12 protein-coding genes are annotated in these 15,785 nt (G+C 50.6%); 5 read left to right on the top strand and 7 right to left on the bottom strand.

The genetic code is table 11. The features are described from left to right. Positions 1–5 precede the first annotated feature (5 nt). Positions 6–2,636, top strand: coding sequence for a pyruvate, phosphate dikinase (gene ppdK / locus LHUE1_RS02210; protein ID WP_217774504.1), 2,631 nt, complete (start codon positions 6–8; stop codon positions 2,634–2,636). Between the two features lie 135 nt (positions 2,637–2,771). On the opposite strand, the gene LHUE1_RS02205 is transcribed toward ppdK, so the two are convergent. The 4 genes from LHUE1_RS02205 to LHUE1_RS02190 all read right to left on the bottom strand — a co-directional run bounded on the left by LHUE1_RS02205 (position 2,772) and on the right by LHUE1_RS02190 (position 8,173). Beyond that, positions 2,772–4,826: a KUP/HAK/KT family potassium transporter gene (locus LHUE1_RS02205; RefSeq protein ID WP_049170048.1), complete on the bottom strand. Its 2,055-nt coding sequence runs from the start codon at positions 4,824–4,826 to the stop codon at positions 2,772–2,774. A gap of 160 nt (positions 4,827–4,986) precedes the next feature. Further along, the gene (locus LHUE1_RS02200) at positions 4,987–5,865 is read right to left on the bottom strand and encodes an ATP-binding cassette domain-containing protein (protein WP_049170046.1); all 879 of its coding nucleotides are present in this window, start codon (positions 5,863–5,865) and stop codon (positions 4,987–4,989) included. A 14-nt stretch (positions 5,866–5,879) separates the two neighbouring features. Next, entirely contained in the window at positions 5,880–7,073 is a 1,194-nt protein-coding gene (locus LHUE1_RS02195) for a hypothetical protein (RefSeq protein ID WP_049170044.1), read from the bottom strand. Beyond that, positions 7,073–8,173 (bottom strand): ABC transporter permease, encoded by a 1,101-nt coding sequence (locus LHUE1_RS02190; protein WP_049170043.1) that lies wholly within the window; start codon positions 8,171–8,173, stop codon positions 7,073–7,075. Before LHUE1_RS02190 ends, LHUE1_RS02195 begins: the two co-directional genes overlap by 1 nt. Positions 8,174–8,549: 376 nt before the next feature. Between LHUE1_RS02190 and mazE the strand changes: the two genes are divergently transcribed. Continuing rightward, positions 8,550–8,774, top strand: a complete 225-nt coding sequence (gene mazE / locus LHUE1_RS02185; RefSeq protein ID WP_049170041.1) for a type II toxin-antitoxin system PemI/MazE family antitoxin — start codon at positions 8,550–8,552, stop codon at positions 8,772–8,774. A 147-nt stretch (positions 8,775–8,921) separates the two neighbouring features. Here the strand turns inward: mazE and LHUE1_RS02180 are convergent, their stop codons facing one another. The 3 genes from LHUE1_RS02180 to LHUE1_RS02170 all read right to left on the bottom strand — a co-directional run bounded on the left by LHUE1_RS02180 (position 8,922) and on the right by LHUE1_RS02170 (position 12,451). Beyond that, positions 8,922–10,268: a C1 family peptidase gene (locus LHUE1_RS02180; RefSeq protein WP_049170039.1), complete on the bottom strand. Its 1,347-nt coding sequence runs from the start codon at positions 10,266–10,268 to the stop codon at positions 8,922–8,924. 130 nt (positions 10,269–10,398) lie between these two features. After that, positions 10,399–11,718: a C1 family peptidase gene (locus tag LHUE1_RS02175; RefSeq protein WP_049170038.1), complete on the bottom strand. Its 1,320-nt coding sequence runs from the start codon at positions 11,716–11,718 to the stop codon at positions 10,399–10,401. A 442-nt stretch (positions 11,719–12,160) separates the two neighbouring features. Further along, positions 12,161–12,451, bottom strand: coding sequence for a GNAT family N-acetyltransferase (locus LHUE1_RS02170; protein ID WP_025013303.1), 291 nt, complete (start codon positions 12,449–12,451; stop codon positions 12,161–12,163). A gap of 266 nt (positions 12,452–12,717) precedes the next feature. Between LHUE1_RS02170 and LHUE1_RS02165 the strand changes: the two genes are divergently transcribed. The 3 genes from LHUE1_RS02165 to LHUE1_RS02155 are packed head-to-tail and all read left to right on the top strand — an operon-like array spanning position 12,718 to position 15,777. Next, positions 12,718–13,257, top strand: a complete 540-nt coding sequence (locus LHUE1_RS02165; protein WP_049170036.1) for a dCTP deaminase/dUTPase family protein — start codon at positions 12,718–12,720, stop codon at positions 13,255–13,257. 19 nt (positions 13,258–13,276) lie between these two features. After that, positions 13,277–14,641: a DNA repair protein RadA gene (gene radA / locus LHUE1_RS02160; protein ID WP_049170035.1), complete on the top strand. Its 1,365-nt coding sequence runs from the start codon at positions 13,277–13,279 to the stop codon at positions 14,639–14,641. 20 nt (positions 14,642–14,661) lie between these two features. Beyond that, entirely contained in the window at positions 14,662–15,777 is a 1,116-nt protein-coding gene (locus LHUE1_RS02155; RefSeq protein WP_010492251.1) for a PIN/TRAM domain-containing protein, read from the top strand. Positions 15,778–15,785: the final 8 nt, after the last annotated feature.

The raw sequence follows: 15,785 nt of genomic DNA, 5'->3' as shown, positions 1-15,785 counted from the left end.
TTGTGATGAAACAAATCTATGTGTTTGCAGAAGGCAACATGGAGATGCGGGCTTTATTGGGTGGCAAAGGGGCTAATCTTGCCGAAATGACGAATCTTGGCTTACCGGTTCCTCCGGGATTCACCATGACAACGGCGGCCTGCCACGACTATCAGCAGCAACATGCTCTGTCAGATACCTTGTTGGCTGAACTGGACGAACATTTGCAGGCATTGGAACAGGCTACCGGGAAACGTTTTGATGATCCGACCGCGCCACTACTGGTTTCGGTTCGTTCCGGCGCACCGATTTCGATGCCTGGCATGATGGACACGATTTTGAATATCGGATTGAACGACCAAACCGTGCAGGCGCTGGCAACGCTGACGGCGGATACGCGTTTTGCCTATGACAGTTATCGCCGATTGCTGGCCATGTTTGGCAATGTCGTCTACGGCCTATCGGAAAGTGCGTTTGATGATGTTTTGACCGCGATCAAACAGGAAAAGGGGTACACGTCCGATCTGGCGTTAACCACCGATGATCTGAAGCGGATTATCCAGGCCTTCAAACAGCTTTACACAGACGCAGGCAAATCGTTCCCGCAATCGCCCAAAGCTCAGATCTTAGCGGCGATTGTTGCGGTGTTTGAATCGTGGAACAATCGGCGGGCAGTGATTTACCGGCGCGAAAATCATATTCCTGAAGATTTAGGTACAGCCGTTAATGTGCAGACCATGGTTTTCGGCAACGCCGGTGAAGATTCCGGTACCGGGGTGGCCTTTACCCGCGATCCGGCGACCGGCAAACGCGCCTTGTTTGGTGAGTATCTTTTAAATGCCCAAGGTGAGGATGTTGTCTCCGGCGTGCGGACGCCGCAACCCGTTGCGGTCTTGCATGAGCAAATGCCAGAAGTCTACGATCAGCTGGCTGCGATCGCCACGACTTTGGAGCAGCATTATCGCGACATGCAGGATCTTGAATTCACGATCGAACATGGCGAACTCTATCTCTTGCAGGCGCGTAACGGAAAACGGACGCCGGCTGCCGCGGTTAAAATTGCCGTCGATTTGGTCAATGAAGGGTTGATTGATCGGCAGGAAGCCTTAATGCGGATTGAGCCGAAATCGCTGAGTGACATGTTGCATCCGGAATTTGACCCGCAGGCATTGGCCGCCCATGACGTTTTAGCCACCGGTTTGCCGGCATCTCCCGGCGCGGCAACCGGCGAAGTTTACTTCACGGCTGCGGAGGCCAAAGCCGCGCACGAAGCCGGTCATCAGGTTATTTTGATGCGGCAGGACACCTCACCGGAGGACATTGAAGGGATGATCGTCAGTCAGGCGATTGTCACCGCTCGCGGCGGCATGACCTCACACGCAGCAGTGGTTGCCCGCGGCATGGGAGCCACCGGCGTCGTGGGGATGCACGCGCTGAGTGTCGATGAACACGCCAAAACAGCCACAGTTGGCGACATTGTGCTTCATGAAGGCGATTGGGTATCGGTCGATGGCACAACCGGGCACCTTTATCGCGGGCGCATCACAACCACCGCCGCCATGGTTAAGGAAAGCCTAGCCACCTTGTTGGACTGGGCCAAAGCAGCGAGTCGGATGGGTGTTTACACCAATGCCGACACGCCAAAGGATCTGCAGCAGGCACTGGCTTTTGGTGCAGATGGCATCGGGCTAACTCGGACCGAGCACATGTTTTTCCAGCCGGAGCGGTTGTTGCAGATGCGGCGGCTGATTTTGGCAAAAGATGCGGAAGGCCGCAAAGCACCGCTGGCTGCCTTAGAGAAAATGCAGGAACAGGATTTCTACGATTTATATCGTCTGGCAACAGGTAAAAGTGTCACAATTCGCTTACTGGATCCGCCATTACATGAATTTCTCCCGCATGACTTACGCGAAATTAACGAAGTGGCCAATGAGCTGGGTCTAGAGCAGAACCAGTTACGCGAGCGGATGGCGGCGCTGAAAGAAGTCAATCCGATGCTAGGCCATCGCGGCGATCGCTTAGCCGTTACCTTCCCGGACATCTACGCCATGCAGGTTCGGGCGATGATGCATGCGGTCTTCCGGTTAGCCGATGAAGGCGTCACGGTGACGCCGCATATCATGATTCCGCTCACTAACTCGGAAACCGAATTGCGTTGGGTACGCCGACTGGTTAGCAACGAAATCGAACAGATGACCTCAGCTAAAGGCATTCAGGTGACGTATGAAGTCGGAACGATGATCGAAACACCGCGCGCATGTGTCACCGCTGACGCTATCGCCAACGCTGCCGATTTCTTCAGCTTCGGCACCAACGATCTCACCCAGTTGACCTTCGGCTACTCACGTGACGATGTCGGCTCATTCCTGCCAGCCTACCTGGAAAAGAAAATCCTGCCAGCCGATCCATTCCAAACGGTCGACACTGAAGGGGTTGGCACGTTGATGAAGATGGCAATTGACAAAGGCCGTGCGACAAAATCGCAATTGCCAATCGGCGTCTGCGGCGAAGTCGGTGGCGATCCAGATTCCGTTGCTTTCTTTGACAGCATCGGCGTCAGCTACGTTTCCTGCTCACCATACCGCGTCCCCGTTGCGCGACTGGCCGCGGCTCAGGCAACGTTGCGGGCCACGACAAAGGCAAAGGCCCGTTCGTAATCCGCAATGACCGATGTAAAAATAATCGCGGTCAAATGACCGCGATTCAGACCATATAAAAAGATGCACCCAAGTCGGCAGCAAAATTTGCTTCATGACTTGTGGTGCACCTTTTTAATTAATTTGATTTTCGACTTAATCGTCTTCGTCTTCCGCCTGAGCATCAACCTGCGACCTGCTTAGTCGCGTTAACTTGGTAATCGGAATCTTCCCAAGCACAAGCGGTACGGTCTCATCGAGTGTATCGGCATATTCCAGGCCGAACCATTGAGCCGGTGAAACGGTCACGCGCTGAAGCCATAGCCGCGCCTGGATGATCGTTTTCTGGAAGCCTTTGATCTGAGTCTGTGGTGACAGTTCCTCATGTAAAAGTACAAACGTCCAGTCACCGACCTGCCGATCCGGGATGGTGGTGTATTTCTGCGGCTGGGTTGGCAATTCGCCTTCGCGCATCATGTCATTGACAATCTGCCGCAGGAAAACGTTGACCTGTTGCTCCATCCGGAAGCCTAGGAACAGTTGGACATTGACCATGTAGTCGGTGCCGTAAGTGTCAGTCGTGTATTCGGCTGTGTAAGGTTCATCGGTAACGTTGACCGTTACAAACCAATAAACCTGGGCACGTTTTGGCCGTTTATCCAGAATCGAGTACAGGATTTCTTTTTTGATGTAGTGGTCATTGGCAATCTGGGTCATATACACCAAATTGGTGGTATAAGTCGGATAGTTCGGATCGCTACGTAATTCGGAAAGCTGTTTTTTATAAGCGAATAGTGAAGCCATTTCTGCCCGGTACGTGTTGTCGTCGCGAATCCGACCGCCGTATTGCCAGACAAACATAATCGCTAGGATTACAAAGGCAATCATTGCGGTGACATAGCCACCATGGAGAAACTTAACGGCACTGGAAATGAAGAAGACCGTTTCGATGGCGCCAAAGAAGATCAAGGTACCCAGTGCGATCACAGTTGGCGCGTGGTGGACCCGTAAGTATTGATACAGCAGCAAGGTGGTCATCAACATGGTAATCGTGATGGCCAATCCGTAGGCGCCTTCCATTTCGGCGCTAGTCTTGAAGTAGGCGATGATTGCCAGGCACGCCACCCACAAAATGGTGTTGACAACCGGGATATACAGCTGGCCTTTAAGCCGGGTTGGATAAACAATGTGCAACCGCGGCAAGAAGCGCAGTTTGATGGCTTCGGAAACTAATGTGTAAGAACCGGAAATCAAGGCCTGTGACGCAATAATCGCAGCTAAGGTTGCCAAAATAATCGCACCCAGCCGGATACTTTCCGGCAGCATCTGAAAGAATGGGTTGAAATCACTGATTTTGTTAAACGCCGTCACATGCGAATTGCGGTCCAGCCACACTGCCTGGCCAAAGTAGTTCAACACTAGACAGATATTAACATAAGGCCAACTTAAGTAAATATTACCACGCCCCACATGGCCCATGTCCGAATACAACGCTTCGGCCCCGGTGGTCGCCAGGAAAATGCTGCCTAAAATAAACAGGCCCATCTTATTATCCGGGCTAACCAGCAAACGCAGCGCGTAGTAAGGATTCAAGGCGCGTAACATTGACCAGTCTTTTGACAATGCGAGAAAGCCGGCAACGCCTAAAAAGGTGAACCACACAAACATAATGGGGCCGAACGCCTTGCCGATGAGATCGGTGCCAAAGCGCTGGATGAAGAACAAAAAGGTGATGATAAAAATCGTGACCCAAATGACTTGTTGCTGATTGTCAATCAGAATATTGCCATTGATGTGGACGCCTTTGAGCCCTTCAATCGCCGTTGTCACCGTCACAGCCGGCGTCAACATGCCATCAGCCAACAAAGCAGCCCCGCCGATCATGGCTGGCAGGACTAACCAACGGGCACGCTGGCGAACAAGCGTGTACAAGGCGAAGATACCACCTTCACCGTTGTTATCAGCCCGCAACGCGATCAACACATACTTGATCGTGGTGATGATGAGCAAGGTCCAGAAAATCAACGAAACAGATCCGACCAAAAAATCGGTATCAAAGTGTCCCATGCCGCCGTTTCCGGCAACGATTGACTTCATAACATAAAGCGGCGATGTTCCGATATCTCCGTAAACAACACCGAGTGTTACAAGTAAAGCTGCGGCAGAAATTTTATGCTGCAGCTTCTTATTAGCAGCCAAGCCTGACGCCATTCGTGCACCCCCTGAAAAGTAATAACGCCATTGTAGCAGAAACATGCGCCAATGTAAGGCAGATATGCTTAATTCATTTTACAAAATTCCGTGCGATCATTGTCATTAAGCAACGAAAGCCGCGGATAAGCGGTTTTGGCCGATTAGAACAAACTGTCTATTAACGCTCGGCTTCGTAAAATTCATTGAAGTAAGTGTCAAGATCCAGCGGTGCCAATTTAAAGGCAATGTGATGTGCGGCAAGTCCCAGCAACAATTGATTGAAATGTTGGCCGGGAAGTTCATTAACCGGCAAAACCAATAGGCCATTCGGGTAATGTTGCCACGGCATCCGCGGCAGACGGTTGGCGTTGTCGGCCGCCACTTGAATGTACAAGGGCTGCTGTTGATGTTGATCGATCGTTTTGATGATTTTACCATCACGCATAAAGTAGATCAGGTCAGCATAGCCCTGCAGATTGTTCAATAAGTGCGACACGGTGATAATCAGCTTGCCTTCCGCCCGCAAGCCGCGCAGAATTCGCGACATGCGCGCGACGTTGATCGTATCCAGACCGTTCATGAACTCGTCCAGCAGCATAATCGGCGTGTTTGCCGCCATGACCATGCCAAAGCAAAGCCGCTGTTTCATCCCCATCGAATAGGTACGCACCGGCTGATTGACATAATCGTGCATATCCAGTGCCGTGATGATTTGCTTGACGCTTTTTTTCCGGTTATGCCAAAGTCGCGCGTAATAGTCAAGATGCGCTTTGCCAGACAAGTCGGGATAAAGGTCGTCTTGAACCGGGAAAAGACACATTTGCCGATGCATCGCAAGGCTTTGCTTTTGACTGCCATAGGTTTGCCCGTCTAAGACAACCTTACCGGATTGCGGCTTGAGGTCATTCAAGATCAGGCGCAACAAGGTGGTTTTACCTGTCCCATTAGGCGCCACGATGCCCACAATCGAGCCACTGCTCATGGTGAGACTGATGTTGTCAATGACATGCGGCTTATTTTTAAAACTCAAAGCGAGACTTTGTAATTGCAGTTCCATTGTGAGACCTCCGTTTACTTGATAATGGCGGCGCGCCGGCGATGCGTGACGATGAACAGTAAGACTTCAAGAATAAGAATCACGCTGCCAATAACGACGACGGCAGCCAGCGGACTCATGCGACTGGTATCGTAACGAAAATTCTGTAAGCCGCTAACGATTGCCGCCGGATTCATGTAACCCGGTAGATAGTAAGCCGTTTGCGGAACCGAAAAGGCAATGCCGTGCATGAAATAAAGTGGCTCCCCAAATAGTAAAAAGGCACTGACAACCAGCCCAACTAATTCGTTATGAAAAAGCGACTGGCACAACAGGTTCAGGCGAATGAACAGCCACATTAATAAGAGGGTTAGGCCCAGAATCGTCGGCAGCGCAATGCCAAGCACTAAGGGGTCCAGTTTAATCGACATGCCGTCTTTCGCATAATACGCAATCGTGGCCGACAATGACCCCAGGCCGTGTTGCGGGATGACAAAAGCCGCAATGATTGCAATCGCAGCCATTAAAAAGCCAGATAATGCGGTGAAGACCGTGAATGTTTTGGCATTGACAGCATGCCAGGGACTGATAGGCAACAGGCGGGCAATGCTGCGATGGCGTTGTTCGCGCGTCAGCAAATCATTGGCAAACAAAATCGTGACGATCAATAACGCCGTCAACCAGCCGCCGGACGCACCACGAAACAGGGTTTGCCAAAAGGTCTGTTGCTTAACCGTGGCCGTGTCGGGATGGGCTTGTTTAGCCAGCGGTTCCAGGGAACGGTACATGGTCGCATTGGCAAAGGCCGCGTCGGCATCTGGATACTGGCGATTTTCAAAATAATAGGAAAGCGGATAGTGAAATGGACTGGATTGGGCATCAGGATTGGCGGCGTTTTGACCTAAAAATGCCAGATAATGCAAGGTTGCCTTCACATACGATTGCGTGTGCTGTTGCTTTTGGGCGTTTAACATGCGTGTCTCGATGTTGGCAAACTCACGGGTAGCTGGTACCCACTTAGCTGTCAGGGGACCATGAGGCTCATTGACAAAAGCCACATTTTTATCGCGATCGCGGGTCAGCGCATTTCTTGTCGGCAGCTCGGCAGGCACGTTGTTGGGTGGAAAAAAGACAAATTGACACAGTAGCGCAACCAAGGCAATGCCGATGACGGCTAAGTTTTTGCGGTTGGTGAGCAGTTGGTGGAGTTGAAACCGAAAATAGCGCATCAGGCATCCTCCTTTTTAACGCGATAGCCAAAAAGCCCCAGATTGACGATGGCCCAGCCAAGTAACAGGGCTGCACCGACGCCCACGCTGGCAAGCGGCTGATTGAGCCGGTCAACCAGCGTGCCGCTTAAAGTGGCGTAACTATCGAGATACGGCAAAGGGAGGAACCAAAGCCAGCGGAAGACTTGCGGCAGCATAAGTGGCAATAAAGCAGCTGCGGTCACAATGAAGGTTGTCAGATAAGCATTTGTTACCCATGTGTTAATCAACATGCAACAAGTAATGATCCAGATACCTGCCAATAGAGTCAGACCACCGAACGGCAAAAGATATTGCCAAAGCGGTAGTAAGGTCTCACCCATGACCGCTAGCGGATAGGCAGTATCGCCGAGGCCATTAAACATTGCTGGCAACGCAACGATCACCAGCAAGCCGACCGCCAGAATAAGCAGATAAAATCCGGTTAACGTCAGGACCCGACTGCTGCCGGCCACGCCAGCCGTTAACGGACGTGCGGTCATCAATGTCTGGTGGCGCCGCCGTTCGACCCAACTATCGCAGGCAAGCAAAATAGCCGCCGCGCCGGTGAGCCAACTGAGATAAGGCAAGATAGTGACTATGTAAGAACTGCTGGTTGTCACCCCGGTAACGGCAGGTTTGTCATCATTTTTTAGTCTTGTGAGGGTCAAAACATCGCCTTTTAGCTGATGAAGCGGCGGCAATGGCATCGTGTTGATCGCTTTAAAATGCCGCTGCCGCATCTCCAGCTGCGCATTGCGTAAGCTCAGCAAGCCGTTCCGCGTTGTATCGGGCTCACCAAGCTTAATTCCCAAGCCAATCACGCCGGTTGCTGAATTCTGAGCGTCCAGATTCGCCAGCAACGGCTTCTGCGACTTGCTCAACGTGTCCAAGTTATATTCGGCATAATTAGCGACCGCCGCATTCGCTGTCGCCTGCGCCGTCTGTCCGACGTCCAAGCGATGCGTCCACATCAAGGCAAAAAAGCCAATGATAAAAGCCGCAACAAACAACCCTGCCAAGGCAAGATTCTTCCGCGAATGAACCATTTGACGCCAATCAAAACCCAACTGTGTCCCCATGCCCGGCCTCCATTTCGAAAAATGACTTTAATTCGGTTGCCATCAGAATACCATAAAATGGGTAGAGCGTGAGCAGGAGCGTTTAGAAATCGGAGTGTAAGCGGCCTCAAGCCAAAATGGCTGGTTTTTGGCCATTTAGGCTTGAGGTCCTTACACGTAGATTTCTGCGACTGCGAACGCGTTTCAGTCTCGGAGAACTCCGGGCAGTCTTTAGCGCCGCAGTCAAGGCAATGACACGTTGGTTCGTATAACCGCAAATACATCCAGTATCGTCCTTCTATGATATAAACTTCGCAGACCGCCAATAACTCCCCTAACAAAATTGGAAAATCGACAGCCGACCTGTATACTGCCAATATCTAAGGGGGCGATTCTCATGATCATCAAAGCAAAAAAGGTCGGCAACACAATGACGCTGACAGTCCCGAAAGAACTCAAAATCGCCGAAGGAACCGAGTTCACGGTGGAGCAGCGTAGCGACGGCAGTCTTGTTTACCTACCCACACGCCACAACCCGTTTGAAAGTGACCGGAGTAGACAGGATTTAAGACAAGCAGAGGTTACTCTAGAACAAGACATACTGCCCAGTGAATGGGACTGACAGTAAAACGCGACTCAAAGTAAATCAACGAACATTCATTTTTAATTTTTCAGTGCCAGACAAAAAAGGACAGAAGCTCTTCGACCATCCCATGTGCCGAAAAACTTCTGTCCCTATTTTTATCGCCGCCAGTTCAATTCACTGACACTATCTTGATGCCAGAGCACCCATTGGATCCCATGGTGCCAGAACGGTTGGCTTGGCGTATTCGTTTTTGATGACGTCCTGCAATTCGGTTGGCAGGTACTTCTTGGAAATAACGACTTGATAGACAAATTGATCGAACCAGTCGTCGCTTGCCACGAAGTAACCTTTTTCGCCGACCTTGTCACCCCAAGAGTTTTCGACCTTCCATTTGGTTGGCTTGCCGTCAACAATGTCAACGCCAGTCAGAACCATGGCGTGGGTCATGAGACTTTCGCCATAGTCGAGGCGTTCTGCTTTTGTCATGGTGAAGTCGGTGTTGAAGAGGTCATCTTTCTTGTAGATGTTGGTGTCCAGAATACCGAGTTGACGATCAGAACTTTGACCAACATCGGAGCCGAACCAGACGGACTCACCGGCCTTGAGCTGCTTGATGGCCAAAGCCTTGAAGGTATCGATGTCGAGGTTCAGGTGGCGGACTTCGCGACCGCCGACCACGTTGCCAAGCATTTCTACGGTATAAAGGTGGTTGTATGGCTTGTCGGCCGTTGGTGCGTTGATAATACTTTGATAGTCGTCAAGGTTCCAGCCAACATACTTCTTGAAGAAAGTTTGCGGGGTCAGTTCGCGATCGATATGGTAGTTTTTATCATCGTCGCGATATTCAAAGTCGAATTTAGTTGGCGGGTTGCCTAAAGCGTAAGCCAAAATCCGGTAGTCTTCTGCCAACATCTTTTGCTTAGCTGCTTCGATATCGTCATCGCTAGCTTTGTCAGCCACTAACTTGCGCAGTTCAACCGCGTCTTTGCGCAACTTCAGGTTGAGCAAACCATTTAATTCGTTACTCTTACTTGAGTTGTATGTTTCCGGCATCACTGACTTCGGCACGATGCCGTATTTTTCGATCAATGCCGACAACATGTCCCATTGGCCGCCGTCTTGTTGCGGGGTGGCCAAGAGGAACGCAACTTTACGGCTGTCCAGTGGTTGATCAGCGGTTTTTAAAACATTTTCATAAAAATAATTGGACTTTTCAAATTTATCCCAGAAGTTGGTATAGTTTTGGGAAAGTTCAAAGTCTTTGATCTTGAACAGGGCCTGGATGCCGTGGCGCATCGTATTGAGCGCGGCAAACATCCAGCAGCGGCCGCTTTGCTTTTGGTTGGCAACGGCGCCAGTCTCAAGTTCGATCGAGAAAGTCGGCGTCATGGCCACTTTGCTGTCGGTGTTTTCAGCCGTGGCGTTGATGCCATTGTTCATAACCGCTTTTTGTAAGGCAGCGGCACCGGGTGTGGCTTGCAGATCCTGTTTGAACTGATCCAGATCGCCAGAAGTAATTTCTGCAGACATTAAGATAGACACTCCTTTTTATTAAACATTTGATGATAAAACATTAGGCAGTCAAAAGGTTGCAATATCCAGTTGGCTGCCCTTGTCGCCTGAATGAAGCGACAAGCATAGTCTAGCATATAACCCGTGTTTAATTCAGAAAATCCCACACAGGCAGGTTGATCGGGGTGGTTTGAAGGGCGGCTTGCTCGGCTTCAGTCAGGAGGCTCTTGCGAACGACGACTTCATAGACGTACTGGTCAAACCAACTCGCATCGGCAACAAAGTAACCGTCATGGCCGTTGTCTTTGCCCCACGAATTTTCGACTTTCCATTTTGTTACCTTGCCATCAACGACATCCGCACCGGTGAACGTCATGGCATGTGACATTTCGGCTTCGGTGGTCACGATTCGATCTGCTTTGTCCACGTGAAAATCAACGTCGAACAAGTCGTTGTAATTGAAAAGGCCACCTTTGAGCGTACCGGATTTTCGGTCCATATCGGCCAAGACATCATTACCGAACCACACGACTTCACCGGCTTGCAGCTGTGCCAATGCCAGTTGCTCCAGGCGTTCAGGCGGGAGGTTCAGGATCGTTAAGGGATGGCCTTCAACCACGGTATTGGCCGCTTTGATGGCATAGAGCTGTTGATATTTTTTGCTTGGCTCAGGATCGCTGGCAACCACGATGTAATCATCAAAATGCCACTTGACGTACTTTTTGAAGAAAGTTTGCGGGGTCAAGCCCGTATCACGGTGATATTGTTTCTTGTCATCGCGATATTCAAAATCGAAAGTCGTCGGCGGGTTGCCAAAAGTATAGGCAAGAATGCGATAGACCACACTGAGTAGTTCACGTTTTTTAGCGGCAATCGCGTCTTCACTGGCATGTTGCTGCTTCAGCGTGCGCAAGACTTTGGCGTCTTTGCGCAGTTTCTCGTTCAAGACACTGTTTAATTCAGCCGTTTTGTTGCTGTTGTATGTTTCCGGCATGACGGACTTTGGAACCAAGCCATACTTTTCAATGAGCGCGGCGGCCTGATCATAATGGCCGCCGTCTTGATCCGGTCCGCTGAGGTAGGTAGCGACTTCGCGATCGTCGAGTGGTTTATCGGCCGTTGCCAAAATATTTTCATAGAATAAGTTGGCTTTCTCCAGCCGGTCGAAAAAGGCATTGTAGTTTTGCGAGAATTCGAAATCTTTCAGGCCGAATTCATCCGCAATGCCGTGGCGAACCGTGTTTAATGTAGCAAATAACCAGCAGCGGCCGCTTTTCTTCTGGTTGGCAACACTGCCGGTGTCAAGGTCGAGCGAGAATACTGGCTTCATGTCCTCGCCGTCGATGGCTTCGCGACTAGCCGCCTGTGGTCCGACGTTTTGGACCGCGCGACTGCGGGCAGCGGCGGCGGGATGATGCGCGAGCTGCTCTTGAAACGCCTTAATCTGATCAAATGTAATTTCTGACATAGCGAGCCCCTTTTCTTAGTGCATTAAAGAAACCTTACCTCAATTTAATTTGAATTTAAAGATGTGAGATGGACTTGAATAAAATTGGCGTACGCAGAAAGATGTTACGGTAGATGTTTCATGCCGTGCCAAACTCCGCATTCTCCGGCGGGGGCAAGGGCTGGCGACCGCGAAGCTAGAGGGGTGGGCACGACTTTGAGCCTCTGCAAAACCGGCAGAGTCTCAAAGATCGGCCTTGTACTACGCCGGGAAGATCGCCCGGCTAGTACAATGTCACCACTGAGCCCGCCCCCGCCTCCGATTGCTCCGCTTTGGCACTACGGTCTTTAAGATTCAAAACAACTATCTAGCCGAAACAAAAAACAAACGTACTGCCAATTTTTGACAATCGGTAGCACGTTTGCTTCTATGAAGTTTGGATCCTAGATTACGCGAACGTCATTCAGTTATCCTTCACCGGACGCAAGACATCAGCATATTCCGGATGATTGTGAAAGGCATGCACTGCGTATGAGCAAAGTGGTTCAATGGTTTTGCCTTCTTGACGGGCGGCGGCAACGACCGCTTCGATGAGTTGGCCGGCGATGCCTTGACCGCGAAGGCTTTCGTCAACAAAAGTGTGATCGACCGCCCATGCCTGGCCGTCGTCAATTGATTGATACGTTAATTCGGCCAGCAGACGGCCATCCCAGTCGGTATTGAAAATCCGGCCCGGTTCGTGTTGAAATTCCATATTAGCCTCCTTGGTAAAAGTGCGTGAGCGTGAACTGGCGCGTTATGGTTGAGCATCCAACGCATTGCACTGTCAGCGCCGCTTTTACCGAATCCAGTCACCGTGACGCCTAGGTCAATTTTGTTAATGCGATTGACCAGCCGCGTCCGCACTCCAAATTTAGCAAGAAAACGGTATAATTACAAGAAGGAAAGCCTTTTCAGCATGGTTGTCAGCCGGTGCCACGTGTTATGATACCTTGGACACTACTTATATGGAGGTTCATTATGAAGACCCGTGGTTTTGAAATTGTTTCAAAGTATCAGGATGACGACCTGACCTTGCCGACACGCCAAACAAAGCAGGCGGCAGGATATGATTTTTACGCGCGTGAGGATTTCTTGCTAAAAAGCATCTGGCGGTATGATTTTATTCGGCTTTTCCGGCTGATTAAGAATGAACGTCCACTGACCAACAAGGATTTCGAACGGGCTGAGCAGATCTTGAAACCGTATTTGGTGCCAACTGGTATAAAGGCGTATATGCAGCCTAATGAAGTGCTGATTCTGGCTAATCGCTCCAGCAATCCGCTCAAGCACGGCTTGACGTTGCCCAATGGGATTGGCGTGATTGATGCCGACTATTATAACAATCCGGACAACGAAGGCGAAATCTATATTCAGCTACTGAATTTCTTCCCCCGCGACGTGATGATTAAAAAAGGCGACCGCATCGGGCAGGGCATCTTCATGCCATTTTTACTGGCCGATGGCGATCAAGGCGGACTGGCTAAGCGGCAAAGCGGTTTTGGGTCAACCGATCACTAGTTAATATTGAAGGGATAATATGGCGAAAGCAAAAACACAGTACGTATGTCAAAATTGTGGTTATATTTCAGCCACTTATTTAGGGCGCTGTCCGAATTGCGGCGGTTGGAATACGTTGGTTGAAGAAACCGTCAGTTCAACCAAGTCGGCACCGCGGCAGACGCGGGCAGGCAGTAAAGTCAAGCCGATGCGGATGGATGAAGTGACGGTTGCCAAGGAAACGCGGGTTAAGACCGGTTTGGCGGAATTAAACCGTGTGCTTGGTGGCGGCGTGGTGTCGGGATCGCTGGTTTTGATTGGCGGGGATCCCGGAATCGGTAAATCAACCTTGCTATTGCAGGTGTCCGGACAGTTAGCGAGCACTGGCGGTACCGTTTTATACGTGTCCGGCGAAGAAAGTGCCAGTCAGATCAAAATGCGTGCCGGGCGCTTAGGGGTTGCCAATTCGGGGATGTACCTGTATCCGGAAACCGACATGCCCAGCATTGAAGGTGTTATTGACCAGATGCAGCCGGATTATGTCGTGATTGATTCGGTTCAAACCATGAATGTACCGGATATGAACTCGGCAGTCGGTTCGGTTGCCCAGATTCGCGAAGTTACAGCCGAACTGATGCGTATTGCCAAATCTAAAGGGGTGACGATCTTCATCGTCGGCCACGTCACCAAGGAAGGCGCGATTGCCGGGCCTAAAATTCTTGAGCATATGGTCGACACCGTGCTTTATTTTGAAGGCGATATGCACCACACTTACCGGATTTTACGGTCGGTTAAGAATCGGTTCGGCTCTACCAATGAAATCGGCATTTTTGAGATGCACCAAAATGGCCTGCAGGAAGTCGCCAATCCCTCGGAAATCTTCTTAGAGGAACGGCTGGCCGGGGCGAACGGTTCGGCGGTGGTGGTATCGATGGAAGGCACGCGGCCGATTCTGGTGGAAATCCAGGCCCTGATCAGCCCCACAATGTACGGCAATGCCAAACGTACTAGCAGCGGATTGGATCATAATCGCGTCAGCTTAATTATGGCGGTGCTGGAAAAGCGCGCCAATCTCATGCTGCAGAATCAGGACGCTTACCTGAAAGCCACTGGCGGCGTTAAGTTGGATGAGCCGGCGATTGACTTAGCGATGGCGGTTGCGATTGCCTCGTCATATCGCGATAAAGAGATTCCGCCGACTGATTGTTTTGTCGGTGAAATCGGCTTAACCGGTGAAGTGCGGCGGGTGAACCGCATTGAAGATCGGGTCAAAGAGGCGGCCAAGCTGGGATTTAAGCGGATTTTCGTACCGCGTAACAACCTACAAGGCTGGCACGCACCCAAAGATATTCAAGTCATTGGGGTTACAAGCATTGCCGAAGCGTTGCATAAGGTTTTTAATTAGAAGAAGAGAGGAGGCATACCATGAAGAAACGAATTGTTTATTTGATTTTCGGCTTGATCGGCATCGGGGTCGGCATGGGCGCATTACCGGCGCTTTGGGAAGCCATTGGTTGGCAGCATCACCTGATTGTTAACAACCTGCTGACGAACGGTTTAATCGGCGCCATCATTTTCCTGTTACTGGCCAGTCTCAGCGTCAACTGGATTCTGGGACGGTTAAAAGTGCTGGAAAAGACGCTAAACACCAAATCACCAAGCTATTTACTGTTCGGTAGTTTGTCGACCACGATCGGCTTGATTCTGGCCGCGATTATTTCAATTCCGTTGTATCGGTTCATCGCACCGCTGAATATCTTCCTACCACTCATCATCATGCTATTATTCGGTTACTTGGGTTTTCGGGTGGGTACGACACGCAGCGAAGAATGGCGGCGGCTATTGAATTTCCGCAACCGCCGGACGGCAGATACGGACAACGACCAAGTGCTCGAGCGTAAAGTCGGCGATCATTTTCGCAAATACAAGCTGCTCGACACCAGTGTCATCATTGACGGCCGGGTTCAGGCCATTGCCAAGACCGGCTTTATCGAAGGCACGATGCTGGTTCCGAACTTTGTTTTGCATGAGCTGCAACTGATTTCAGACTCGGCGGATTCGATGAAAAGAATGCGTGGCCGCCGTGGATTGGACATTTTGAATGCCATGCAGAAAGATAAAGACATTCATATTGAGATGTACGAAGGCGATTTTGACGATTTAACCGAAGTCGACAGCAAGCTGCTCAAGCTCGCTAAATTGCTCGACGGCATCGTCATGACGAATGACTTTAACCTCAACAAGGTCGCACAATTTCAAAATGTACCGGTGCTCAACATCAACGCGTTAGCCAATGCCCTGAAGCCTGACGTGATCCCCGGAGAAAACATGACGGTCACCGTCATCAAATCCGGCTCCGAACGCCAACAAGGTGTAGCATATCTCGACGATGGCACGATGGTGGTGGTCGAAGACGGTAAGTTCTACATGAACAAACCGCTCGAAGTCATCGTCACCAGCGCGCTGCAAACGGCCGCGGGGCGCATGATCTTCGCGAAGCCGGCACACCAGCAAAAGGCGATCCGGGATAAGGAAAAGTAAATATTGTG

Source organism: Lacticaseibacillus huelsenbergensis, assembly GCF_029726355.1.
Taxonomy (GTDB): domain Bacteria; phylum Bacillota; class Bacilli; order Lactobacillales; family Lactobacillaceae; genus Lacticaseibacillus; species Lacticaseibacillus casei.
The sequence above is the reverse complement of the archived record's forward strand: the minus strand, read 5'-3'. Positions and strand labels throughout refer to the sequence as shown.